The following is a 26,931-nucleotide window of genomic DNA, read 5'->3' as shown; positions in this document are numbered from 1 at the left end:
TTTCAAGTAGTAATATTAAATTGAAGCAAAGAAGCTCACAAAGTGAGAGTCTTTGCTTCTTTATTTATATTAGAAGAAAACTTTTTTACAAATAATTAAATTTGTTGTAGAGTTTTTTCAATAAAAATGACTAAATGATAAAAACTCAGATGTTTATTAAAAGGGAATAAATAAAATGAGTTGTTGAGCTTATGGAGGTAAAAATGGTAGAAACGGTAGTATCTTTAAGATTATCAGTTGATGAAAATTTAATAATTAAGAAAAACAGGCTGGTTCCAGAAAAAGTTAATGGGAAAGAAAAACGAATATGTATTATTACAGGGCTTCATGGAGATGAGCTTGAAGGACAATATGTATGCTATAAGTTAATAAAAGAAATACAAGAAAGCAAAGAATATTTGAACGGGATAGTAGATATATATCCATCGCTAAATCCACTTGGAATAGATACAATCCATAGAGGTATGCCCACATTTGATTTAGACATGAATAGGGTGTTCCCAGGATCTGAAAGCGGAGCTATGGCTGAACATGTTGCAGCTAGGATTATTGAAGATATAGGCAGAGCAGACATGTGTATAGATCTGCATGCAAGCAATATATTTTTGAGAGAAGTACCACAAGTTAGAATAAGTGAAAATATGAAGGACAAATTAATACCTTATGCAAAGTTATTAAATATGGATTTCATATGGGTACAGCCAGAAGCAACTGTTTTAGAATCGACACTAACATATAATTTAAATAATAGAAATATACCAACACTGCTTGTAGAAATGGGAGTTGGTATGCGAATCACAAGAGAATATGGAGATCAATTGGTAGATGGAATATTTAAATTAATGAAGGAATTGGGTATTTGGACTGGAAAAGTTGCTTCTGTAAGGGAGCCTATCATATCTGCTGAAAAAGAAGTGAATTTTATAAATGCAAATACATCGGGAATATTCATGCCTTGCGTAAAACATTTAGCAGAAATAAAAAAAGGTGAGGAGATTGGTGAAATATTTAATTCACTAACTGGTGAAATACATGAAAAGGTTGTTTCACCTTGTGATGGAGTAATATTTACATTGAGAGAATATCCAGTGGTTTATGAAGGTTCTCTTATTGCCAGGGTACTTGGAGGTGCAAAATGAGGAAGGAGATAATATATACATTAAAATCACCCCATAGGGATGATATGAGAATTACAGGATATAAATTTGGGAAAGGTGAAAAGACCGCCTGCATAGTAGGAGCAATCAGGGGTAATGAAATACAACAGTTATATACTTGTTCTCAATTAATTAAAACATTAACTAAGTTAGAGCAGAGGGGAGCAATTTCAAAAGATCGTGAAATTCTTGTAATTCCGTGTGTAAATCCTCATTCTATGAATATAGGAAAAAGATTTTGGACAATGGATAATACTGATATTAATAGAATGTTCCCAGGGCAGCAAAATGGTGAAACAACACAAAGGATTGCAAGTGGCGTTTTTGAACAAGTAAAAGATTATCCTTATGGAATTCAATTTACAAGTTTTTATATGCCAGGTGATTTTATACCTCATATAAGGATGATGGAGACAGGATATCAAAGCCCGAGTCTTGCAAATTTATTTGGCCTTCAATATGTTATAATTCGTAAACCCAAGCCATATGATACCATGACCTTAAATTATAACTGGCAGATGTGGGAGGCAAGTGCCTTCTCATTATATACAAATGCTACAGACCAAATTGATGAAGTTTCAGCTAAGCACGCAGTTGTTGCTGTATTGAGATTTTTGACAAGGATGGGGGTAATAAAATATAGCAGCCATAGTGGATATATTGCAAGTGTATTGAAGGAAGATGATCTTCTTTCGGTTAAAACTACATCAGGAGGTATCTATAGGAGACTAAAGAATCCAGGTGATGGTGTAGAACGAGGAGATGTACTTGGAGAAATAATTCATCCTTACGAGGGGGAAGTTATAGAAAAGATAATATCTCCTACAGATGGAATAATATTTTTTGCCCATAAATCCCCTCTAGTTATGGAAAATGTTGTTGCCTACAAGATAATTAGACGACTTCATGAATAAAAAACTACAGTATAACTATTATAAACAGTTTTGGAAATCTTAATTCTGTTTATAATAGTTATTTTTTTGTTCTCTAAAAAATTGTATTAAAGCTAAATTGATAGGTAACTCGTGCAATGAGATATTTTGTTTAGGTTTTACTTTGTAGTAAAAAATAAAAAGTGTTGACAAAACTGTTCATACTGTATATATTGTATATATACAGTATGAACACAAAGGAGGCGAAGTAATAATTTTGAAGATATTACTTTCAAATAAGTCTGATTTGCCTATTTATGAGCAGATTAAGTCTCAAATAAAAGAGCAAATTATATCTGGAGTTATTGCAGAAAATGAATTTTTACCATCAATAAGACAATTAGCTAAAGATCTCGGGATAAGTGTTATTACTACAACAAGAGCTTATTCAGATCTTGAAAGCGAAGGCTTTATAGCAACCCTTAGAGGAAAAGGAAGCTATGTACTTCCAAAAGATAGTGAGATGGTTAAGGAGCAATATTTAAAGAAAATAGAAGAAGCATTTATGAGCGCAATTGAAAATGGAAAATTGGCTAATATATCAAATGATGAATTAATGTTAATTTTAGAAACATTGATGGATGAATAAATGTTTTAAAAGAGTTTTTTTATAGGTATGTTTAGTAAATATTATATAAAAATAGCTTAAGGAGTATAGAAATATGAATGCACTTGAAATAAAAGATTTAAATAAAAAATTTAGTGATTTTAATCTTAAAAATATAAATTTAGAATTGCCAAAAGGATATATCTTAGGATATATAGGACAAAATGGAGCAGGAAAAACTACTACAATAAAACTTATAATGAATCAATTAAAATCTGATAGCGGTAAAATAAAAATATTTGGAAAAGAATATAAAGAAGATGAAGCTGGATACAAAGACATGATAGGATTTATTGGGGATGAATGCTATTTCCCAACAAGCTTTACACTAAAAGATATAATTAGTACGCTTAAGGATTTCTATGACTCTTTTGATGAAGTTAAATTTAAAGAGTATGCTGATAAATGGAAGCTCCCTTATAAGAAGAAAGTCAAGGATTTTTCAAAAGGTATGAAAGCTAAGTTATCCTTCGCAAGTGTGTTATCAAGAAATACAAAGTTACTTCTATTAGATGAGCCTACCAGCGGACTTGATCCCGTTGTAAGAGGTGAGGTGTTAGAAATACTACAAGAGTATATCTCAGATGGAGATAGGAGTGTTATATTTTCCACTCATATTACTAGTGATTTAGAAAAAATAACTGATTACATTTATTTCATTAATAATGGAGAGAAAGTATTATTTGATACAACAGAAAATGTACTTGGAAATCACTTATTAGTTAAAGGTGGGACAGGAGAATTAAATCCAGAAATAAAAGAAAAATTAATTGGGTATAAATGTTCAAATATTAATTTTACAGGTTTAATTAACTCAGAAGATAGAAAATATTTAGATGAAAATTTGTTGTTTGAAAAACCTTCTATGGAAGATATTATGGTATTTTACATTAATGGTTCAAAGAAAAATTAATATAATCGAGTCAATAAAGGTTTTGCTGCTTTAAAATATGATTTCTATGGAGTTATTAAGAAATATATTATTTAATTTAGAATTTATAGAATAAAAGAGGTTTAGATATTATGAAAAATGCGATGAATTATTTAAAATTTGATTTAAGACTTACTAAAGAGGCTATAAAATACTCGGGTTTATTAGGGATTATTTTTCATATTTTCTTAGTTTATATTGCTCATTCATATAGTTTTGGAATAGTGTATTTACTATTTATGATGGTTGTTTTAGCAATGAGTCCATTTAGTAGCCAGGGAAATGAAAAGAGTTTAGAAATGTACTATATGTTCCCATCTAAAGTATCAAATATGGTAATGGGAAGATTTTTATATTTGATAGTACTCATATTACCTGCATTTACTATAAGTGGTTTTACCACTTTGTATTTATACGAAATAAATAAAATTAATAAGTTGGAAGTTATTATACTTTGTTATTCAGGTTTGTTGAGCTCTATAATTTGCCTGATTCAATATCCACTTTATTATAAGTTTGGATTCGTAAGAGGAAGGATGTTATCAACAATTATAAATTTTCTACCAGCTTTTATTGTATTTACTGTGCCAAATTTTGCGCTAGATTCTGTGCGTGATACGAGCATAGAATTATATAAAAATTTCGATCTAGAATTTATATTATTATTAGCTTTAGGAGTATTTGTAACATGCTTAATTGGGTATATATCTTATTTGTTATCATGTAAGATATGTAAAGAGAAAGAGGTATAAAAGATGAAAAGAGCCATAAACTATTTTAAGCTTGATTTAAGGATGATTAAGAAAAAAAGTATAACTTTACTTATAGCTTTAATAATTTTTTTAGGAATTCCTCTTATTAGTTTCTCTAAAAGTTTTCATATTGAACTTATGCTTTGTTTAATTGGAAGTATCTTATTTATAGAAGAAATTCCGTTTTTTATTCAAGACAATGAAATGAATAGTGAATATATATATAATATGTTTCCAGCAAAGATATCAGAAATGGTACTTGGTAGGTTTTTATTTTTAATTTCGATTATATTGATAATATGTGCCATTAGTGTATTTGGGATTATCTATGTATATTTTGGTGGAATTGAGAATAAAGAAACTATTATGATTTTTGGAATAATAGCAATTATATTATTAATAATGGAATTTATAGAATATGCTATATTATACAGATTACCTAAGAAGGGAATACAGGTTTTTAATATTGTTCTTATGATATTAGGCATATCAGCTCCAGGGCTGATTGTTAAATTAGTTGAGCTATCTTCGGATGGAAATAAAGAAATTATCCAAGCTGCTATTATTAATAATGGTGCTTTTATACTGGTGGTAGGAATCGTAGTTTTAGGAATAGTAGCAATTTCATCATATAAGATTTCATGTAAGATTTGTGAAGGAAAAGATTTTTAGAAAATTAGAAAAGAAATAGAAAATAACAATAAAAAAAGAGATACTTATAGAAAGTTAAGTATACATTAAGATAAATTTAATATTTGGTCTATAATTTATTGATAAAAAATATGTATAATAAAGATATGATATTAATCCATTTATTAACATATATTGTGTTTTTATCATAAGATATAAGTATTTATAAGGGGAGATAGAGATGAGAATTAAAAAAACTTTAGCATTTATTATGGCAGCTGCTTTAGCTGTTGGAACAATGACTGGATGTAGTCAAGCTACTCTAAATTATTCAAAGGAAATTGCAAATACAGCAAAATGGGAAGCAGCAACATCAAATTTTGAAGGCATCATCGATATTAATGCACAAGGAATAAGCAAAGAAATTAAATTTACATCTACTGGGTATAAGGCTAAAGATCAATCATATGTAGATATGAAATTTACAGATCCTTCAGGTACACTTAATATTCCAGAAATTAAAGCATATAATGATGGAACTACAGCTTATATAAATAAAGGTTATTTTGAAGGTATATTTGCTTTAACAGGACAAGCAGTTCCGGAAGGAGTGGCTAATATAAAAGAAGATTATATAGGAATTGATTTAGCTTCTTCAGGAATGAATGTCAATCAGATAAAAGCATTTAGTGAACCAGATGGAATGGTCCAATTTGCTAAACTAGTATTTGGAGAAAATAATGATTTAGATTTACCATTTGTTCAAAATGGAAGAGAATATACAATTAATCTTGATGCAGATAAAACAGTGGACTTAGCTGGAAAAGCTATAAAAGCCGCAAGTAATAATTTAGATAATATAAATAGTACATTTAATATGAGATTACCAGCTGAAAGTATTGCACAAATAAAAACTGCAGTTAATGATGCAAGCTTTGACACTCAATTAAATAATCTTAAGGAAACTTTAGCAGGATCAACTATTACTTCCAAAGAAGATTTTACAGATTCTACTTATAATGATAATTTCAATATGGATTTAAAAATCAAAAATTTTGGAACAATCTCGTTAGTTATGAAGGCCACAAGTGCTAAGAGTGAAGTTAAGACAATAGATTTTCCAACTAGTACACTTAAAGTTACACAAGATGAGTATATAAAACTGTTGATTTCACCAAGTGTAAGTAAAGGAACAACTACAGTAAATACAAAATAGCAAAGTGAAATAAATAAGGCACATGAAAATAAATAACGAGTCCAAAATTGCGATGGATATTTTCTATCAGGGCATTTTGTTGACGCAGCATGATGGAAAATAGCCTTGCAAGTGGACTCGTTATTGTATTTGATAGTGCCTTATTATTTAAGACTATACTAAATGGTTAGAAATCATTTGGTATAGTTTTTTTTTGTTATTTATAAAATTGTTTATATGAACGTGTTGTTTTGAACAATGAAAGATGTTAAGATGATTTTGTTCAAAAAATGAACTTAATAATTAAATGCGAGCACTTTTATTACAATAAAAGCTTTGAAAATTATAAAGTAATAATTTTATTTTGCAAAGAGAGGGGCAGTGTGAAGTAATGAGAAAAGTAAAAATAGCTGTAATACTGGCAGCAGGCATGGGGTCAAGATTACAGGATGTAACAAATGATATGATACCTAAAGGGCTAATAGAGATAAATGGGAAAAGTTTAGTTGAAAGGTCCGTGGAGAAATTAAGAAGTTTGGGGATAGAAAAAGTTTTTATTGTAACTGGGCATTTACATGAGTTCTATGATGAATTTGCAAAAGATAAGAAGTATATTGTAACAAGAAGAAACAGAAAGTATAAAGCTACAGGAAGTATGACATCTCTTTCGATTTTAGAAGATGAGCTAAAAGAGGACTTTTTATTGCTAGAAAGTGACTTAATATACGAAGTTTATGGTTTAATAAAGGCTTTGAATTATAAGGAAGATGATTGCATTTTATTGAGTGGAAAAACAAATTCGGGTGATGAATGTTATGTAGAGGTTAAAGATGATAATTTATATAAAATTTCTAAAAATAAAGCTGATATTCAAAATGTATATGGAGAATTAGTTGGAATCTCTAAAATATCAAAAGAATTATATAAAGAGATGCTAAAGCAATACAGAAAGTTTAATAGTGAAATATATGATTTTAGGAGCGGGGAATATTTCTTTGAAAATAGAAAAACACCAAAATATGATTACGAAAATGCAATATTTGATTCTGCTAAAAATAGAAAAGTAGGTTATTTAAAGATCGAAGATCTTGTATGGGGAGAAGTTGATGATAAGAATCATCTTGAAAGAATACAAAAGATTGTCCTTCCTAAGTTAGAAAAGAATTCAGAAGAAAAAATAATTATATAAAAAATTGTTATTAAATAAATAGGAGAGTGTTAGAGATATGAAAACAGTTTATGTTGCTATGAGCGCCGATATAATTCATCAAGGTCATTTAAATGTACTAAATGAGGCAAGAAAATTTGGGGATATAATAGTTGGGTTACATACAGATGATGTGATCAGAGGATATTGGAGAAATCCAATAATGAAATATGAGGAGAGAAAAGAAGTTGTAAGCAATATAAAAGGAGTTGTTTCTGTAGTACCACAAGATAGCTTAGATCAAGTTGAAAACCTAATAAAGCTTAAACCAAACTATGTTCTTCATGGAGATGACTGGAAAGAAGGGTTTCAAAAGGATCTGAGAGAAAAGGCTATAGAGGCAATAAAAGAATGGGAAGGAGAGCTTGTAGAAGTACCATATACACAAGGTGTATCTATTTCAAAGCTAGATGAAGAGATAGCTCAAATAGGTATAACGCCTCAAATGAGAATGAAAAGTCTTAAGGAATTAATTTATTCCAAAAAACCAGTTAGAATACTTGAGGCTCATAATGGATTAACTGGATTAATAGTAGAAAAAACTAAAATTGAAAAGGATGGAAGAATAAAAGAATTTGATGGTATGTGGGTGAGTTCATTATGTGATTCAACTGCTAAGGGGAAACCGGATATAGAATTAGTGGATTTAACCTCTAGAGTGAACACAATAAATGATATCCTAGAAGTTACTACTAAACCAATAATCGTTGATGGAGACACAGGCGGGCAAATTGAACATTTTGTCTATACAGTTAAAACCTTGGAAAGGCTAGGGGTATCGGCAATTATTATTGAAGATAAAACAGGGCTTAAGAAGAATTCATTATTTGGAACTGACGTTACTCAAACTCAAGATACTATAGAGCATTTCAAAAGCAAGATAAGAGCTGGAAGAGAGGCCAGGGTTACTAGCGATTTTATGATAATTTCAAGAATAGAGAGTTTAATTGCAAAGGCAGGTATGGAAGATGCAGTTAACAGGGCAAAAGCTTACATTGAAGCTGGTACCGATGGAATCATGATTCATAGCAAGGAAAAGGACGGAGAAGAAATTAGAGAATTCTGCAAAATATACAATGAATTTGAGAATAAAGTCCCGTTAATAGTGGTTCCAACTTCATATAATTTTATGACAGAAGAGGAGCTGGTTGAATTAGGTGTCAGCGTTGTTATTTATGCGAATCATTTAATTAGAAGTGCTTATCCAGCTATGGTTAATACTGCAAAAAGTATTTTGGAAAATGGAAGGTCAAAAGAAGCATCAGTGAATTGCATGCCTATAAAAGAAATTCTTACTTTAATTCCAGGAGGAAATTAAATTATAGATATCCAACTTTAAAATTAAACTTGTGTGGTAGCTTACCGAAATCACATACATTTTTATTCCACAGGACTCATGAAATTTTCGCTGAAAGTTCTAAATGTGAGCATGCACCCATTACTGCATGCTCCCGAAACAAGTTCGTGACAAGCAGTAAATGGAACAAGCTCCCATTAAGAACTTTTAGCAGCTTAATTTCAAATGCCTGCTTCACAAAAATGTATATGATTTCTAGTATAGATACACATAAAAGTTTAACTTAAACGGATAATTATTCTATATATAAGTCAAGTTTATAATTTGTTTATCTATATATAGATATCCAATTTATAAATTTAGCATATACATTAGCCTGATTCGTGTAATATCAATAAGAATTCCTAGTGTATAAGTCAATTTCTTGTTTTGGATATCTATATATAAACGAATTAAGAACTTGATTTATTACTTGTAATTTTTAGATTGAGTAAATTAATAGAGAAACAATTGTATTTTAGGAGTGAAGTAAATGATTGATGTTAAAGAATTTTATAATGAGCTATTAAATAATGATATAGATTTTTTCGCTGGAGTACCAGATTCTTTACTTAAGTCTTTTTGTGCATTTATTAAGGATAATGTTGGCGAAAGAAAAAATATAATTGCAGCAAATGAAGGAAATGCTGTCGGGCTAGCGGCAGGATACTATTTAGCAACAAAAAAAATAGGACTTGTATATATGCAAAATTCAGGAATTGGAAACGCATTGAATCCTCTTGTTTCCCTTGCTGACAAATTAGTATATAGTATACCTATGCTTTTAGTAATAGGATGGAGAGGTGAACCGGGTAAAAAAGACGAACCTCAGCATATAAAACAAGGTATAATAACTACTAAAATTTTAGATGTACTAGGAATCAAATATAAAATTATAAATAACACTATAAATAATAATGAAATGAAATTAATAGTGAAAAAAGCACATAATCATATGAAGGAAAATAATGAGCCTTATGCTTTAGTAATAAGAAAAGAGACATTTGATGAATATAAACTTAAGAGTAATCCAGTCTATGATTTTGATATTACAAGGGAAGATGCTATAGAGATGTTAGTAACTAATATGAAGCAGAATGCAGTGGTAATATCAACAACAGGAATGGCATCTAGAGAACTATTTGAATTAAGAGAAAAATATAAGCAAGATCACAATAAAGATTTTCTAACAGTGGGTTCAATGGGACATGCATCACAGATTGCTTTAGGCATTGCACTAAGCAAAAAAAGTAATGAAATTTATTGTATAGACGGGGATGGGGCATTGTTAATGCATCTTGGTGGATTAGCCATTATAGGAAATCAAAAACCTAAAAATTTCAAACATATTTTAATAAACAATGGCGCACATGATTCGGTTGGAGGTCAAGAAACTGTTGGATTACAAGTAGATACTGTAGCGTTTGCAAAAGCATGTGGTTATAATGAGGGCTTTTCCTGCTCTTCCAAAGTAGAATTGATAAAGTTATTAGAAGAAATAAAAGATATAGAAGGGCCAGTATTTTTAGAGATTAAAGTAAAAAGAGGCGCAAGAAAAGATTTGGGGAGACCAACGTTAGCACCAATAGAAAATAAAGAAGCTTTTATGGATTTTTTGAATATTTAGTGGAGGTATTAGAGTGGAAATTAAGAGAAATATATTATTAAATCCTGGTCCTGCAACTACGACAGATACAGTGAAACTTGCTCAAGTTGTACCAGATATATGTCCAAGAGAAAAAGAATTTGGAGATGTTATGGAATATGTGTCAAAAGAATTTACTAATTTTGTAGGCTCTAATGACCAATATACAACTGTATTATTTGGAGGTTCTGGGACAGCAGCAGTGGAAGCAATCTTAAGTTCTGTGGTAGATGATAATATTATTTTAATCATAAACAACGGGGCTTATGGGAAGAGAATGTGTGAGATAGCTGAAATTTATAATTTAAACTATATAGAATTTAAAAGCTCACCAATAGAAGAGATTAAATTGGATGAATTAGAAGAGATAATAAAAAAACATAATTCAAAAGATACGGAATCTGAGAAAACATATATAAGCCATTTAGCAGTAATTCATCATGAAACTACAACGGGATTGCTAAATGATATAAAAACTATAGGAGGAATATGTGACAAATACGATATTGAGATGATAGTTGATGCCATGAGTTCTTTTGCAGGAATTCCTATAGATATGGAAGAGATGAACATAAAATATTTAGCTTCAAGTTCTAACAAATGTATACAAGGAATGGCTGGAATAAGTTTTGTGATAGCCAATAAGAAATCATTGGAAAAGACAAAGAATATTAAGCCTAGAAATCTATACCTTAATATGTATAAACAATATTTATATTTCATAGATAATTACCAAATGAGATTTACTCCACCAGTGCAAATTCTTTATGCGTTGAAGCAAGCAATAATTGAAGCAAAGGAAGAAACGATTGAAAGCAGATATGAGAGATATAAAGCCTGCTGCAGAATATTATGGGACGGATTAGATAAGCTTAAATTAAAGAGATTGGTAAAGGACAAAGCATCATCTATGCTTTTAACTACAATCATTGAGCCACAAATTTATGACTATAATTTTAAGGATTTGCATGATTATTTATATAGTAAAGGATTTACTATATATCCAGGAAAAATATCATTCGAAAATACTTTTAGAATAGCTAATATAGGACAGATATATCCAGAAAACATGGCTAAATTTATTGAGATATTAGAAGAATACTTCAGCCAGTTAAAAGTTAAGAGTTAAGAATTAAGGAAGAAAAGCCTACAGGCTTTTCAAAAACACATATTTCAGAAATTCCACTAAAGGGGCATTTCATCTTTAACTCATAACCTATAATTCATAACTCATTATTGTGTGTAGTATAATCAAAAAATTACAAGTAATAATCAAGTTTGGGATTATTACTTGTAATTTTTTAAGCAATTTCATAACTGAAAAATCTTTTGAAAGTTATTGTTAATACTAATATTATAACTGATGTTAATGCTATTGTTCCACCAGGAGCACTATTTACATAATAGGAAAGAACAAGTCCAGCCATAACATCCAGTAATCCAAAAAATATTGCTAGAATTAATGTTTTAGTGAACCCTCTTTTTAATTGCATAGCTGTTGCTACAGGAACGACTATGATTGAAGATACAACAAGGATCCCCATTACCCTTATTGATAGAGAAATAGTAGCACCAACAAGTAAAGTAAAAATATAGTTTATTAATTTAACATTAATGCCAGCTGTTTTTGCAGCATTTTCATCGAAGGTTACATAAATTAATTTATTATAAAGAAATAAAAGAACTGCAAGGCAGATTGCACCAACGATTGTGATTAATAATATATCAGAGTGTGTAACGGTTAAAATACTTCCAAATAAAAATGAATCAACCTTAGCAGAAGCTTTTCCACTGCTAATTAAAATAATCGCTATTCCTAAACTCAAGGTCAAAACTATAGACATTACAAGCTCGCCGTACTTTTTAAAATAAGTTCTTAAAAATTCAATAACTAAAGCACAAATGCTAGTAAATAAAAATGCTGTTAAAAGTGGATCAGTGCCAATAACAAGACCTATTGCAACTCCGGCAAAGGAAGAATGAGATAATGTATCTCCAATCATTGAATAGCGCCTAAGTACAATAAAAAGTCCTATAAATGGACAAAGTATAGAAACAATAAAACCTACAATAAATGCATTTTGCATAAAACCTAATTCAAACATAAAATATTACCTTTCCAAATTACTACTATATGATCTTAGAAAATGAAGTTTCAGATTCTAAGTATTTCTTAAAACTTTCTTTTGTGTATAGAGTTAAGATACCATCTTCTATTCTTAGAATATGTGTTGAATATTTCAGTGCAACTTTTGTATTATGTTCAACAGAAATAATAGTTTTGTTAAAATCTTTATTTAAATTTTGGAGTAATGGATAAATTTCTTTTTGACTCTTTTCGTCTACTCCAGTTGAGGGTTCATCCAAGATAATTAAATCTGGATCTCCAATTAATGCTCTTGCAATAAAAATTCGTTGTTGCTGGCCTCCTGAAAGGTTACCAATTAAATTTTTACTGAATTCGGACATATTTACTTTATTTAGAGCATCATAAACATAAGTTAAATTTCTAATTCCAATTGTCTTTGCGTGACAAGATAGAACTTCTTTAACTGTTATTGGAAATTCAGCGTTGAAATTGTCCAATCTTTGTGAAACATAAGAAATTTTATTAGTATCTAAAGTGATTGATCCTGAGTCGGGTTTTAAAAGTCCTAATATAAGTTTTATTAATGTACTTTTACAGCTTCCGTTTTCACCTAAGATAGATAAATAAACTCCTTTTGGAATATTAAGATTAATATCTTTTAGTAAATCTGTTCCTTTTATATATGAAAATGATAGATTCTTTATAGTAATCAAATAATCAACTCCTTAAAACATTATTATATTATACACTTTATTGCAAATCATTTGCAATAGAAATTCATATTATAATTTGCACTAGAAAAAAAATATGGTAGAATTTATATGACACAGTAACTTAAATTATGAGAATAAAATATATCACTATTTTAATTAAATGATATTTATATAAGTGAGTTTAAGGAGAAAAGACAATGAAGATTTTGGAAGGAATAAAAAAGTATTCTAGGAGTGATAGAATTGCGCTAAAGTGTGATGGAAAAGTCATGAAATATAAAGAATTAGATGATATTTCAGAACATGTAGCTGCATTCCTATTAAAAGATTTGGGAGAGGATAGGACACCAATTATAATATATGGGAATAAAGAAAATCTAATGATGGCAGTTATGATGGCTGCGTTAAAGTCTGGAAGAGCATACATACCAATTGATATAAGCTATCCTAAGGAAAGAGTTGAAGCTATTATTAGTGAAGTTCATCCCAAAATACTTATAGATTTTAGTAAAGATAATATATTTAATGGTGTACGTGTTTTAAAGGAAAAAGAAATAAATGAAATTGAACAGGAATATCAAGGCTATGAAGTTGATAGGATGAGCTGGGTAAAGGAAGATGAAAGTGCTTATATTTTATTTACTTCCGGAAGTACTGGAAAGCCAAAAGGAGTACAAATAAGCAGTAATAATTTAGACAATTTTGTTGAATGGATAGTAGAATATTTAAAGCTTGATGAAAGTGAAGAAGTATTTATGAATCAAGCTGCATATTCTTTTGATCTATCAGTAACATCAATTTATCCAGGATTATGCTACGGAAAAACATTGCATGGGTATTCAAAAGAAACCCTTTCAAATTTAAAGAATATGTTTAATGACATGAGAGAATCAGGAATAAACATTTGGGTATCAACACCATCTTTTGCAGGAATGTGTGTCGTAGAAGAAGATTTTAATTCGAAAATGCTACCTGGTTTAAAGGCTATGGTATTTGTAGGAGAAGTATTGCCTAAACCATTATGTGAAGAACTTTTAAACAGATTCCCAGAAACAAGGATTGTAAATGGATATGGCCCAACGGAAGCAACAGTTGCAGTTAGTGCAAATGATATGAATAAAGAACTATTACTTAAAGAAGGTAGTTTGCCTATTGGATATCCTATGAAAACTTCTGTTGTAAAGATTGTTGATGAAGATGGAAATGTATTAGGCGACGGAGAAAAAGGCGAAATTATAATTGTAGGACCAAGTGTAAGTAAAGGCTATTTCAAAAACGAAGAAATGACAGAAAAAGCATTTTTCTATGATGATTATAATGGAAGTGAATGTAGAGCCTATAGAACTGGGGACTTAGGATACTATGTAGATGGAAATTTATATTATTGTGGTAGAAAAGACTTTCAAATAAAACTTAATGGGTATAGAATCGAAATAGAAGATATAGAAAATAATTTAGTAAAGGTTAGTAATGTTAAGAATGCAGCAGTAGTTCCAATTTATAAGGAAGAAAAAATAGCATATCTTACAGCTTTTGTTGAATTAAAAGAAGATAATAGGCTAAGTGGATTAAAAAATGGAATAGCAATAAAAAAGGAGCTAAGTAAATTCATTCCTTCATACATGGTTCCGAGAAATGTAAAAATTGTCGAACAATTTCCTACTAATGTTAATGGAAAAATTGATAGAAAAAAATTATTAGAGAATATATAAGATATATAAATACAAAGGAGTATATTATTATGAAAGAAAAAGTTCTAGAAATATTTATTGAAGTTACAGGAAATGACGAGATTGCAGAAGATTTAGATTTAAATCTTTTTGATGCAGGACTTTTGGACTCATTAGCAATAATTGAAGTGTTACTTCAATTAGAAGAAAAGCTAGGAATAAAATTGCAGCCTACTGATTTAGAAAGAGAAGATATGTCAACAGTTAATAAGTTAACTGCATTCTTAGAAAATAGAAAATAAATTGTGATTTATAGATAAACAATTGCAAATATATAAATATCTTTATATTATAAGTCAAATATAAAGATATTTATGAACTAAATCAATTTATAAAATAAAGCTATATAGCTTAAACTATAAGTGATAAGTTTTAATGGAAAAATCTGTTTAAAAGTTTCTAAAATCTGTTTATAGAAATTTTAGTATAGATTTAATCAATAAACTTATCACTTTTAATTTGTTACTAATTTTGATTATTTAAATAAAACCTATGATTTATAAATTAATAATATATTAATTTAAGATGACATAAATTTTTCTAAATACCAGCTATTATCACTGTCTTTTTTAAAGCTGCCTCTAATAGAAGTTGATTTATGAGGAGGAACTTTAGCAAGTCCTGATGCTTCAACAATAGCAGTTTCATCATCGTAGTAAATTAGGGACATTTTTTGAACTCTGAGAAGTTTATTTTCTGATGAAAAACCTGTTGTGAAACTATGCTCAACTGCAAAGCCTAAATTTTTAGAATTGCTATGAATGTATGTTTTATATGCAATAAAAAATGAGGTAGTTATTATAAGTCCAAAAGAAATCACTAAGGATAATGTTTTTCTACGTTTAGCTCGTGCTTTAATATGCCGTTCAAGTCTTCTATTTCTTTTGTAAACGAATGAAGTTTTTTCAAGTGGTAAATCATGTATCATACTTAGGTATCTCCTTAATCTTAAAATATTAAAAACTTTTGTGTATAGACACAAAACTATATTACCATATATTTACAAATAGATAAATTAATAATTTATTACAAAAATAGGGCACATGGAAATAAGAAGTGTAGGTATATATACATATCAAATATATTAATAGGGTTCATAACTGTTTTATTTTTGTGGTTATAAAATACCTTTTTTGATATAATTTATATAAATAAATTAACTGAAATGTATGTGAAAATTATTTTTAATATATCATTTGTTTATAATTTACAATTAGAGATGAATGTTTAATGAAGTCATATGTGTTTTTTATTTATTAAGAATGGGAATAATTATTATAAAACTATTAGGATGGTGAAGAAATGGATTTTTCAAGTTTAGTGTTAATGGAAAAGGATAAAGAAACGGGATTTATAAAAAGTGAACTCGGAAGCTTTGAGGTAAATGAAGGAGCTTTATTTGTGAAAAAATTTTATGTATTAGATGGAATTGTACACATGCATTTTGATACAAATAAAAATGTGGAAGAATGGGAATACTCAGCAATATACGATTTATTTAATACAAGTATGTTTATTGAAAATGGTTATGAAATTGAAGAGGATTTAGATGAATATAATCCTACATATATAATAAAATTTAAATATGAAGATGATTATGATGCAGTGAAAGAAAAAGTACAAGAAGCGGTATCTATAATAGAAAAAGAGATGGATTCAGTTTTTGAGGCTATTAAAGGAAAAGAAGCGGAATACTCAGAATAAGGTATAAAGTATTGCGTAATATGTAGAGCTAAGGAATATAAGTTTTGTTTGGTATAACTTTGGTTTAGTGGAAAATTAAGGACGAAATCCAACAAATGAGATTTCTAAAAAGTATTATAAAAAAGAAAGCTTGTAAGCTTTCCGTCCTAAACTGTAAATTGTATACTGTAAACTAATAGAAAGGTGTGTTAATATGGGAGATTTAAAAAAAAGAGAAGAAATTGAAGATAAGTTCAAATGGAAGGTAGACAAAATCTATAAAAGTATAGAAGATTGGGAAAAAGACTTTGAAGAGTTAAAAAATGAAGCTGTTAAACTAAAAGATTACTCAGGAAAGCTTACAAATGGAGAGAAGATTCTAGAATACTTTAAGGTAAATGAGAAAATATCTAGAAAAGCAGAAAATCTATTTATATATGCACATTTAAAATATGATGAAGATACATCAAATCCTACTTATCAAAGCTTAATGAGTAAAGTAGATATATATATGGCTGAACTTGGTAGCTATACTGCGTTTTTCGTGCCAGAAATTTTAAGTTTAGATGAAAAATTTATTAGAGATGAGACTGATAGACTAGATGAATTAAAGAAGTTCAAATTTTTAATTGAGGATATATTGAAAGAGAAACCCCATATACTATCAAAGGAGATGGAGGAACTATTAGCAGCTGCTTCAGATTGTTTAGATGCACCTTCAGCTATACATAGTATTTTGGTTAACGCAGATATGACATTTGGAAAGATAGAAGATGAGGAAGGCAATGAAGTAGAATTAACAGAGGGGAGTTACTCATCGTTTATAAAAAGCAAAGATAGCAAGGTTAGAAAAGCTGCATTTGAGAAATTATTTGGTGAATATGATAAGTTAAAGAATACTTTAGCAACTTCATTAACAGCTTCGATAAAAACTTTCAATTTTAGCAGTAGAGTAAGGAAATATAATAGTGCATTAGAAGCATCATTAAAGCCTAACAATATCCCGTTAGAAGTTTATGAAAATGCTGTTAAAGTTATAAATGAAAATTTAGATTCTCTTCATAGATATGTTAAGGTAAAGAAAAAGTTATTAGGATTAGATGAAATTCATATGTATGATTTATATGTACCTGTAATAGAAATCCCAAAAGAAAAAATAGAATTTAATTCTGGAGTAGAAATAGTACTAGAAGCATTAAAACCATTAGGAGAAGAATATTTAGAAATATTCAAAAATGGAATAAAAGATGGATGGATAGATATATATGAGAACAAGGGTAAAAGAGGTGGAGCATATTCCTGGGGAGGATATGACACTATGCCATATGTACTCTTAAATTATAATAATGAATTAGGAGATGTTTCTACATTAGCTCATGAGATGGGGCATTCAATCCATTCATATTATTCAAGAAAAGAACAACCATATTATTATGCAAACTATACTTTATTCTGTGCTGAGGTTGCATCAACTACTAATGAATCTATACTTATCCATCATTTAATTGAAAAAGAAAAAGATGAAAAGAAAAAGCTTTATTTAATAAACCAGGAGTTAGAGCAGATAAGAACTACTGTATTTAGGCAACTAATGTTTGCAGAATTTGAACTTTATACTCATAAAACTTTAGAGAGCGGAATACCATTAACAGCAGAGGATTACAATAAGGCATGGCACGATTTAAATGTGAAGTATTTTGGAGATGAAATTGTAATAGATAAAGAAATTGATGTTGAATGGTCAAGAATACCTCATTTTTATTCAGATTTTTATGTTTATCAATATGCTACAGGTTATGCAGCTGCATCAGCTTTTTCAAAATCAATTTTGGAAGGAAAAGAAGGGGCTGTGGAGAAATATAAAGGATTCTTAAAAGCAGGAGGTAGTGATTATCCAATAAATATTCTAAGAAATGCAGGAGTGGATATGACTACAAATGAACCAATAGAAGCTACAATAAAAAGATTCAATGAACTTTTAGATATGATAGAAAAGTAAACTCCAAGTAATGCACAATTCACAGAGCATAGTTCAATGTGAACTGTGCATTATATTTAGAGTTTTATAGTTATACTTTAAAATATTTTAGGTATATATGTTGTAATTAACAATTCACAAAGCACAATTGCAGTTGAAATCCTTACAGGATTTCTTGAAATTTAGAATTATTATTGCAATATACATATATAGGAAAAATAGAGAGGAGGATTGAATTGTTATTTTTTTATGATGCCTTAATTAATTTTGATAATTTTATATGTAGGAATGGTAGATTAACATGAATGGTTTTAAAGAAGAATTTTATAGGATTTTAATAAATAGAGAAAATTTTTATATGAAGCAATATTACAGTGGCTATTATAAAGAGGAAAAATATATTGCAATTAAGGAATTAAAAGATGGCATATATTGTGTATTAATAAGCGAAACCGAAGATTCAGACATAGATATTTCGGAAGCATTTGAATATATAAGATCTATGGGAAAGTCTTTTTCATTAAATGTAATAATTTTATCTAAGGGTGAGTATACATATACGAATAATTCATCGTTAGGAAATAAACTAATAATAAATACAGAAAATAATAGTGTTATACAATGTGATAATTCATGCATACCATTAAGACAGATATTTGAGGGGAATTTACAAATAAATGAACGAAAAAATGGTCAAAGTAAAAAAGAGCATAAGAATTATAATATTCTAACGTTTATTTTAATAGGAATAAATATAGTTGTATTTCTATTAACAGCTTTTATATCTGGTAATATCTTTGATATTGATACAAGGGTATTGATTTATTTTGGAGCAAAAATAAATATATTAATTGATCATGGAGAAATTTGGAGATTATTAACCTGTGCATTCCTACATTCTGGTTTGATACATATCGTGTGTAATATGTATTCTCTTTATATTATCGGTCCTCAGATTGAACAAATCTATGGTATTAGAAAGTATTTAATTATTTATCTTATTTCTTGTATAACTGCATCAATATCAAGTTATTTTTTGAATCCAAATGGCATAGCAATTGGTGCATCAGGCGGAATATTTGGACTAATGGGAGCATTATTAGCATTTGCCCTTATAGAAAGGAACAGGATTCAAAAGAAATTTTTGTCAAGCTTGCTTCAGATAATTGCTATAAATCTGTTTATAGGTTTAAGTATAAAAAATATTGATAATTTTGCACATATTGGAGGTCTCGTTGGAGGTATCGTATCAGGATACATTAGTTATATATTAGTTAGAAAAAGACATAATAAGTTGTAGGTAAATGTTCCTTAAATTTCTATAACATGCAATTTGATTGAAAATAGATACTGAAAAGGATTAAACTTTATTAATATTAATTTTATCTTAAGAAATATAGCTTGATTTTTTATTTTTATTGAAATATTATTAAATAGGTATAGTACGAAAAGAAATATATAAAATAATGAATGGGAATATATCTCATTAAATATTAGGAGTGAATGTAATGGGAAACTATATTTTTACCATAACAGCCTTCTTTCAGATTTTTGTTTTTGCGATAACTTGTTATTATTTATTATTAGGACTTATAGGACTTTTTAGAAGAAAAGAAAATAAAGATTATACGCCTAAAAATAAATTTGCATTGCTAATTGCTGCGCATAATGAAGAAGTTGTTGTTGGTAGTCTCATAGAGAGCATGTTAAAACTAGATTATCCTAAGGATATGTATGATATTTTTGTTATTGCAGACAACTGCACAGATGATACTGCCAAGATATCTAGACGTTATGGCGGAAATGTTAATGTTTGTGAAAGATTTGCAAAGGATAAAAGAGGGAAAGGTTATGCATTAGAGTGGATGTTTGCAAAATTATTTGCTATGGAGAAACAATATGATGCTGTTGCAATATTTGATGCAGATAATCTTGTACATAAAGATTTCTTAAAAGAATTAAATTCAAAAATGCTAGAAGGATATAAAGTGGTACAGGGATATATAGATAGTAAGAACCCTGATGACTCATGGATTTCAGCAGCATATTCTATAGCCTTTTGGACACAAAATAGAATGTTCCAATTAGCAAGAGCTAATATAGGATTTTCAAATCAAATTGGTGGAACAGGATTTGCAATTGAAACTAGTACATTAAAGAAACTAGGTTGGGGTGCGACTTGTTTAACAGAGGATTTAGAATTCACTTGTAAACTTGTTTTAAATGGTGAAAAAGTTGGATGGGCTCATGATGCTATCATATATGATGAAAAGCCACTAAAACTTGCGCAATCCTGGGTACAAAGAAAAAGATGGATGCAGGGATTTACTGATGTTGCTTCTAGATATTTCTTTAAATTAATTAAAAAGTCAATTATGGAGAGAAAATTCTATATGTTTGATTGCGCTTTATATGTATTGCAGCCATTTATAACATTATTATTAGGAGTTTCAGCGGTATTGACGTTAATACAAGCAAATACACCTGCTCATATATTTATTATAAATTACTTATTTGATAATTTAGGACTTAGTGATGTTGGATTAAAAACTTTTGCAGTTATTCAGTTTTTAATTACACCATTAGTATTAGCAATAGATAAGAAAGTTACAAAACCATTTTTATTGATTATGGCATTATATTCAACAAATGTTTTTATAGTCCCTTATTTAGCTACTAATATTCATAACTGGGTAATTTCATGGTTAATAGGAATTGGATATAATGTAGGATTTTTAATATTGACAGGAGTATTATTAGGTAAGAAAAATCTATTATTATTTTTTAGGTTTTGGTTGTATGGATTATATACATTAACATGGATACCAATAACAATTCAAGGTATCTTAAATAAAAACAATAAAGAATGGAATCATACTAAGCACGTTAGAAAGATAGAAATATGTGATGTTTAGACTTTAAAATATTAAAAAATAATATATAATTTAAGTAATATGGGTATTATAAAATGATTGTAATTTATTTTATAATACCCTTTCGTATTGTATTTGGAAAATTAAATGTATTTAAGTTTTTTTGACATTCGGCGATAAAGGAAGTATATTTTTATAGAGTAAAAAAATTACGAACAAATAAGAACTGGTGTTCAAATGGAGGAGTTTTATGGAAGCAAAGAGAACTGATACCTATGATGTGACGGATTTAACCTCACTAGAGAAATTAGAACCTGTTAGGATAAGACCGGGGATGTATATTGGTTCTACAGGAAGCAAAGGTTTGCATCATTGCATATGGGAAATAATTGATAACTCCATAGATGAAATAGCTAATGGGTATGGAAATAAGGTAACTGTACTTTTAAATGAAGATAAAAGTGTTACAATAATTGATAATGGAAGAGGTATCCCTACAGGAATTCATCCAGTTAAGAAGAAGTCTGGAGTTGAAATGGTATATACTGAATTGCATACAGGAGGAAAGTTTGATAATAAAAATTACAAAACTTCTGGAGGGCTGCATGGAGTTGGAGCGGCTGTTGTAAATGCTTTATCAAAATGGTTAGAGGTTGAAGTATATCAAAACGGAAATGTATATAGGCAGAGATTTGAATATGCTTTTGACAAAGAATTAAAAAGAGATATGCCTGGAACTCCAGTGGGAAGCTTAAAGGTAATTGGTAAAACAGATAAAGTTGGAACTAAAATCACATTTAAACCAGATAGTGAGGTTTTCTCAACAACTGATTTTAAATTTGACATAATAGATAGTAGATTGCAGGAATTGGCTTTTCAAAATAAAGGTATAACTTTAGAATTAATAGATAAAAGAAAAGGACAAGAAATTACAAAGGAATATTATTCTGAAAATGGTCTTTTAGATTTTATAAATTATTTAAATGAAAGTAAGACACCAATTCATGAAACACCTATAATTTTTGATGGTGAAAGAACTGTGGAAAATATTCAAATGTATGGTGAAGTCTGCATACAATTTACAGACTCAACAACTGAGTATATTGCAAGCTATGTTAATAATATTCCGACTACTGAAGCTGGAACTCATGAGACAGGTTTCAAAACTGGAATGACAAGAGCTTTTAAAGAATGGTCTAAAAAATTAGGGTTAGTTAAAGAAAAGGATAAGGAGTTTGAAGGTGATGACCTTAGAGAAGGTATGACTGCAATTGTAAGAATTAAAATTACGAATCCTATCTTTGAAGGTCAAACTAAAACTAAACTTGGTAATACTGAAGCTTACACAATGATGAATGATTTGGTTTATACTAAATTTTCTGAATGGATAGAAGATAATAAACCACTAGCAACAAGCATAATAAACAATGCATTAGAAGCGGCTAAAAGAAGAGATAAGATAAAAAAAATAAATGAAGCAGAAAAAAAGAAAATAGGTAAAGGTACTGCACCACTAGCTGGTAAGGTTGCAGTTTGTACTTTAAAAGATAAGACTGTAAATGAATTTATAGTTGTGGAAGGAGATTCGGCAGGTGGATCTGCAAAACAAGCTAGAGATAGAAGATTTCAAACTATAATGCCATCAAAAGGTAAAATAATGAATACAGAAAAGCAAAAGCTTGAAAATGTATTAGCATCAGAAGAATTAAAGATATTTAATACAGCAATTGGAACAGGAACTTTAGACAACTATAAAGAAGAAGATTTGAAATATGATAAGATAATAATTATGAGTGATGCTGATGTTGATGGATATCATATTAGAACTCTTTGGATGACTTATATTTATAGATATATGAGGCCATTAATAGCAAATGGACATTTATATTTAGCTCAGCCCCCTTTATATAAAGTATATAGAGAATCAAAAGGTAAAGAAATAGTTAAATATTCATATAGTGATGATGAATTAGAGAATGCTAAAAAACAGGTTGGAAAAGGTGCTCTTATTCAAAGATACAAAGGGCTTGGGGAAATGAATCCAGACCAATTGTGGGAAACAACACTAAATCCTGAAAGCAGAACTCTCTTACAAGTCACTATAGACGATGCTGCAAAGGCAGAGAAAATGGTTTCTTTACTTATGGGTGATATTGTAGAGCCTAGAAAGAATTATATGTATAAATACGGAGAATTTTAATTAGTTAACAGTTTTCAGTGCACAGTTTACAGTTAAGGAGGAAATCTCTAAGAGATTTCTATAAAATATATAATTTAGAAAAGGCGAAGGCTTTTCATCAGTAATTGTCAATTGTACATTGTCAAATGTTAATTGTAGAAGGGATATGTTATGGCAAAGAAAAATGAAAATATTATACCTAAGGATAATAACATAATTGGTATTCCCCTTGAAGAGGCAATGCCAGAAAATTATTTACCATATGCAATAGAAGTTGCTAAAGATAGAGCGCTTCCAGATGTCAGAGACGGGCTTAAGCCTGTACATAGAAGAATTCTATATGGGGCGTATATGCTTAAGGCTTTTCCAGATAGGCCTTATTATAAATCAGCAAGAATAGTTGGGGATATTTTAGGTAAATTCCATCCTCATGGAGATACATCAGTCTATGAATCAATGGTAATTTTGGCCCAAGATTTTTCGACAAGAGAACCGTTGATTGAAGGTCATGGAAACTGGGGATCTATAGATGGTGATGGAGCAGCAGCTATGAGATACACAGAGGCAAGATTGTCGTCAATTGCAATGGAAATGCTGCGAGATATAGATAAAGACACTGTAGAAATGGTTCCGAATTACTCTGACAGTGAAATGGAGCCTAAAGTATTACCAAGCAGGTATCCTAATCTTTTAGTAAATGGTGCTTTTGGTATAGCAGTTGGCCTTGCAACAAATATACCACCTCATAATTTAGAAGAAGTAACTAATGGGGTACTAGCTTATATAGATAATAATGAAATTACTACTTCTGAGTTAATGCAACACATAAAGGGACCAGATTTACCTACAGGCGGAATCTTAATTGGAGAAAATTCTATTTTGTCTGCATATGAAACTGGGGAAGGTAAAGTTGCATACAGAGCTAAGACCAATATAGAAAAATTAGAAAATGGAAGAATAGGAATAGTAATAACTGAATTCCCATATAGAAGAAATAAATCTAGGATACTTCAAATTATATCTGAAATGACAGGGGATAAAAGACATGCAAAAGCTTTAGAGTCTATAACAGATATTAGAGACGAATCTGATAGAAATGGTATTAGAGCTGTAATAGAATTAAAGAAAAATGCAGATGAAGATGTTGCCGATAAAGTATTAAAATATTTATTTAAAAAGACTGATTTACAATGTAATATAAGCTTTAATATGGTCGCACTTGCAAATGGTAAACCGGAAACCATGAGTTTAAAAGCGATAATAAAATACTATGTAGAGCATCAAAAGGAAATCATAACAAGAAGGACACAAAAAGAACTTGATGCAGCTAAGAAAAGACATCATATTGTGGAAGGTTTCATAAAGGCAATAAGCATTTTAGATGAAGTTATAGCAACAATTAGAAGTTCAAAATCTAAAAAAGATGCTTCAGATAATTTGATAAGTAAATTTGAATTTTCAGAAGCACAGGCACAAGCTATATTGGAACTTATGCTATATAGATTAACAGGTCTTGAAATAGAGACATTCCAAAAGGAATATGAAAAGCTTGAAAAATTAATTAAAAAACTTGAAAAAATTCTGTCTAGTGAAAAAGAACTTCTAAAAGTAATAAAAACTGAATTGAAAGAAATAAGTGATAAATATTCTAATAAGAGAAGAACTGAAATTATACATGATGATAATGAAAGTAAAATAGATATTGAAGAATTAATAGTAGTAGAAGATGTAGTAATCACAATATCAAAAGAGGGATTTGCAAAGAGAATACCTGTTAAAAATTATAATAGATCTAACTCAGAGCCAGAAGATATTGAATATAGAGAAGGAGATTCCTTAAAATATTTAATAAATTCAAATACTAAGGATACATTGTTAATATTTACTGATAAAGGCTTTATGTATCAGACAAAAGGTATTAACATTCCAGAACTAAAATGGAAAGAAAAAGGGGACAGATTAGATGGAATTATTAAATCATTAAATCTTGATAATGAGAAGATAGTTGGTGTAATATCTTTAGATAATTTCACTCCAGATAAAGCATTTAGATTTATAACTAAAGGTGGAGGAATTAAGTTAAGTTCTTTAGATAAATTTCAAACATCATATGCTAAGCTTCAGGCTTTAAAGCTTAGGGATGAAGATGAATTGATAGATGTAACCATAAGAGACTTAGACGAAGTACCTAAGTTCTTGAAATTCAAGAGCAAGCTAGGACTTGAATTTACTCTTGAAGTAAAAAAACTTGAAGATACTTCTAGAAATATATTACCTATTCAATTATTTAATTTTGCTCAAGATGATGAAATTATTGAAGTTCAGGATAGCGAAGAAATAGAATTTTTCGAATTAAATATTGGTATTACGGATAAGAATAAGTTTAAGGCTTTTGAGAGAATCAAGGAAGATCCTCTTAAGGTTAAAACTAATTCATTGAAGGAATTATTGATGTTTAGTAATAAAGGATATGTATATAAAGTGCCTGTATTTTTAATGAAGAACGTATTAGCTGGCGAAGTGCCAGTAGAAGCATTTTTAGGAAAGCTTCAAAAAGGAGAAAAGATTATCAGTATAACTTCACTTGATTCTTATGATGATGAACTAGGAGTATATACGTTTACTAAAAAAGGAATGATTAAAAAGACTTTACTTAAAGAATTTGAAGGGGAATTCTTTAAACAAGTATGTTATAAATTTAAATTTGAAGATGATGAAGTAATCTCGGTAGAGGTAAATCAGGCAAAGTTCGGTCATTTGATTATGATAACTAAAAAGGGAATGGCTATAAGATTTCCAGTTGAAAATGTTAGTGCTATGGGAAAAGTAGCTTCAGGTGTTACGGGAATAAGTTTAAGGGACGAAGATGAAGTGATTTTTGGAAAGTACCATAGTAATTATATAAGTAGTGAAGGAAATAGTGTAACATTATCTTCAAATGATGCACAAATAGTATTGGCTTCAAAATCAAAGAAAAAATCGGTTGTTAAGATAAATGATATAAAGCTTCAAAATAGAGCTGGAAGAGGTGCAAGTATAATGATGATTGTACTTGATGATGAAATAAAAGATGTAACACTTAACTAGTTATGAGTGATGAGCTATAGTTGGAAAATTATTTTATATAACAACTTATAACTTTTAACTTTGAATTTGTGGTGGTATAATATAGATATAAATATGAAATTTATAGAATGAGGATGTTCTAAACTAAATTTAGAATATCCTCATTTAATCATGTTAGTAAAATATTTGATTATATATTTTTTGATGTGTCATAAATTTGAGGAGGAA

The 26,931-nt window shown here is 29.2% G+C and carries 22 protein-coding genes; 19 read left to right on the top strand and 3 right to left on the bottom strand.

The features are described 5' to 3' along the window. Positions 1-203 precede the first annotated feature (203 nt). From CDLVIII_RS24600 to CDLVIII_RS24550, 11 genes are all read left to right on the top strand, one after another. Positions 204-1,139, top strand: a complete 936-nt coding sequence (locus CDLVIII_RS24600) for a M14 family metallopeptidase (protein WP_009172199.1) — start codon at positions 204-206, stop codon at positions 1,137-1,139. Further along, entirely contained in the window at positions 1,136-2,071 is a 936-nt protein-coding gene (locus CDLVIII_RS24595; protein ID WP_009172198.1) for a M14 family metallopeptidase, read from the top strand. Before CDLVIII_RS24600 ends, CDLVIII_RS24595 begins: the two co-directional genes overlap by 4 nt. A gap of 235 nt (positions 2,072-2,306) precedes the next feature. Then, entirely contained in the window at positions 2,307-2,678 is a 372-nt protein-coding gene (locus CDLVIII_RS24590; RefSeq protein ID WP_009172197.1) for a GntR family transcriptional regulator, read from the top strand. Positions 2,679-2,751: 73 nt separating this feature from the next. Then, the gene (locus CDLVIII_RS24585) at positions 2,752-3,609 is read left to right on the top strand and encodes an ABC transporter ATP-binding protein (RefSeq protein ID WP_009172196.1); all 858 of its coding nucleotides are present in this window, start codon (positions 2,752-2,754) and stop codon (positions 3,607-3,609) included. A gap of 110 nt (positions 3,610-3,719) precedes the next feature. After that, complete coding sequence (locus CDLVIII_RS24580; protein WP_009172195.1) at positions 3,720-4,379, top strand: ABC-2 transporter permease; 660 nt, start codon at positions 3,720-3,722, stop codon at positions 4,377-4,379. A 3-nt stretch (positions 4,380-4,382) separates the two neighbouring features. After that, the gene (locus CDLVIII_RS24575; RefSeq protein ID WP_009172194.1) at positions 4,383-5,051 is read left to right on the top strand and encodes an ABC-2 transporter permease; all 669 of its coding nucleotides are present in this window, start codon (positions 4,383-4,385) and stop codon (positions 5,049-5,051) included. 199 nt (positions 5,052-5,250) lie between these two features. Then, positions 5,251-6,225 carry a hypothetical protein gene (locus CDLVIII_RS24570; protein WP_009172193.1) on the top strand — a complete coding sequence of 325 codons (975 nt, stop codon included), beginning with the start codon at positions 5,251-5,253 and terminating at the stop codon, positions 6,223-6,225. A gap of 370 nt (positions 6,226-6,595) precedes the next feature. Next, the gene (locus CDLVIII_RS24565) at positions 6,596-7,393 is read left to right on the top strand and encodes a phosphocholine cytidylyltransferase family protein (protein WP_009172192.1); all 798 of its coding nucleotides are present in this window, start codon (positions 6,596-6,598) and stop codon (positions 7,391-7,393) included. Positions 7,394-7,430: 37 nt separating this feature from the next. Further along, positions 7,431-8,729, top strand: a complete 1,299-nt coding sequence (gene aepX, locus CDLVIII_RS24560; RefSeq protein WP_009172191.1) for a phosphoenolpyruvate mutase — start codon at positions 7,431-7,433, stop codon at positions 8,727-8,729. A gap of 511 nt (positions 8,730-9,240) precedes the next feature. Continuing rightward, positions 9,241-10,374, top strand: a complete 1,134-nt coding sequence (gene aepY / locus CDLVIII_RS24555; protein WP_009172190.1) for a phosphonopyruvate decarboxylase — start codon at positions 9,241-9,243, stop codon at positions 10,372-10,374. 13 nt (positions 10,375-10,387) lie between these two features. Continuing rightward, the gene (locus CDLVIII_RS24550; protein WP_009172189.1) at positions 10,388-11,521 is read left to right on the top strand and encodes a 2-aminoethylphosphonate aminotransferase; all 1,134 of its coding nucleotides are present in this window, start codon (positions 10,388-10,390) and stop codon (positions 11,519-11,521) included. A 172-nt stretch (positions 11,522-11,693) separates the two neighbouring features. Here CDLVIII_RS24550 and CDLVIII_RS24545 read toward each other — a convergent pair whose 3' ends face one another. Both CDLVIII_RS24545 and CDLVIII_RS24540 read right to left on the bottom strand, forming a co-directional pair. Further along, positions 11,694-12,497, bottom strand: coding sequence for a metal ABC transporter permease (locus tag CDLVIII_RS24545; protein ID WP_009172188.1), 804 nt, complete (start codon positions 12,495-12,497; stop codon positions 11,694-11,696). Positions 12,498-12,522: 25 nt separating this feature from the next. Further along, positions 12,523-13,194, bottom strand: coding sequence for a metal ABC transporter ATP-binding protein (locus CDLVIII_RS24540; RefSeq protein WP_009172187.1), 672 nt, complete (start codon positions 13,192-13,194; stop codon positions 12,523-12,525). A gap of 197 nt (positions 13,195-13,391) precedes the next feature. Between CDLVIII_RS24540 and dltA the strand changes: the two genes are divergently transcribed. Both dltA and dltC read left to right on the top strand, forming a co-directional pair. Further along, a complete protein-coding gene (gene dltA / locus CDLVIII_RS24535; protein ID WP_009172186.1) occupies positions 13,392-14,906 on the top strand; it encodes a D-alanine--poly(phosphoribitol) ligase subunit DltA in 1,515 nt (504 codons plus the stop codon). Between the two features lie 29 nt (positions 14,907-14,935). Then, positions 14,936-15,166 (top strand): D-alanine--poly(phosphoribitol) ligase subunit DltC, encoded by a 231-nt coding sequence (dltC, locus tag CDLVIII_RS24530; protein WP_009172185.1) that lies wholly within the window; start codon positions 14,936-14,938, stop codon positions 15,164-15,166. A 278-nt stretch (positions 15,167-15,444) separates the two neighbouring features. Here the strand turns inward: dltC and CDLVIII_RS24525 are convergent, their stop codons facing one another. Beyond that, on the bottom strand, positions 15,445-15,852 hold the full coding sequence (locus CDLVIII_RS24525) for a hypothetical protein (protein ID WP_009172184.1): 408 nt from the start codon (positions 15,850-15,852) through the stop codon (positions 15,445-15,447). A gap of 374 nt (positions 15,853-16,226) precedes the next feature. On the opposite strand from CDLVIII_RS24525, the gene CDLVIII_RS24520 reads away from it, so the two are divergent. The 6 genes from CDLVIII_RS24520 (at position 16,227) to CDLVIII_RS24495 (ending at position 26,724) form a co-directional block, all read left to right on the top strand. Next, entirely contained in the window at positions 16,227-16,628 is a 402-nt protein-coding gene (locus CDLVIII_RS24520) for a DUF6762 family protein (RefSeq protein ID WP_009172183.1), read from the top strand. 193 nt (positions 16,629-16,821) lie between these two features. Further along, complete coding sequence (gene pepF, locus CDLVIII_RS24515; RefSeq protein ID WP_009172182.1) at positions 16,822-18,606, top strand: oligoendopeptidase F; 1,785 nt, start codon at positions 16,822-16,824, stop codon at positions 18,604-18,606. Positions 18,607-18,886: 280 nt separating this feature from the next. Continuing rightward, positions 18,887-19,885, top strand: coding sequence for a rhomboid family intramembrane serine protease (locus CDLVIII_RS24510; RefSeq protein ID WP_009172181.1), 999 nt, complete (start codon positions 18,887-18,889; stop codon positions 19,883-19,885). A 208-nt stretch (positions 19,886-20,093) separates the two neighbouring features. Beyond that, positions 20,094-21,500 carry a glycosyltransferase family 2 protein gene (locus CDLVIII_RS24505; protein ID WP_009172180.1) on the top strand — a complete coding sequence of 469 codons (1,407 nt, stop codon included), beginning with the start codon at positions 20,094-20,096 and terminating at the stop codon, positions 21,498-21,500. Between the two features lie 208 nt (positions 21,501-21,708). After that, positions 21,709-23,658, top strand: coding sequence for a DNA topoisomerase IV subunit B (locus CDLVIII_RS24500; RefSeq protein WP_009172179.1), 1,950 nt, complete (start codon positions 21,709-21,711; stop codon positions 23,656-23,658). Between the two features lie 150 nt (positions 23,659-23,808). Further along, positions 23,809-26,724, top strand: coding sequence for a DNA topoisomerase IV subunit A (locus CDLVIII_RS24495; RefSeq protein WP_009172178.1), 2,916 nt, complete (start codon positions 23,809-23,811; stop codon positions 26,722-26,724). Positions 26,725-26,931 lie beyond the last annotated feature (207 nt).

The sequence above is a fragment of the Clostridium sp. DL-VIII genome (assembly GCF_000230835.1).
In the GTDB taxonomy this organism is placed as follows: domain Bacteria; phylum Bacillota; class Clostridia; order Clostridiales; family Clostridiaceae; genus Clostridium.
The sequence above is the reverse complement of the archived record's forward strand: the minus strand, read 5'-3'. Positions and strand labels throughout refer to the sequence as shown.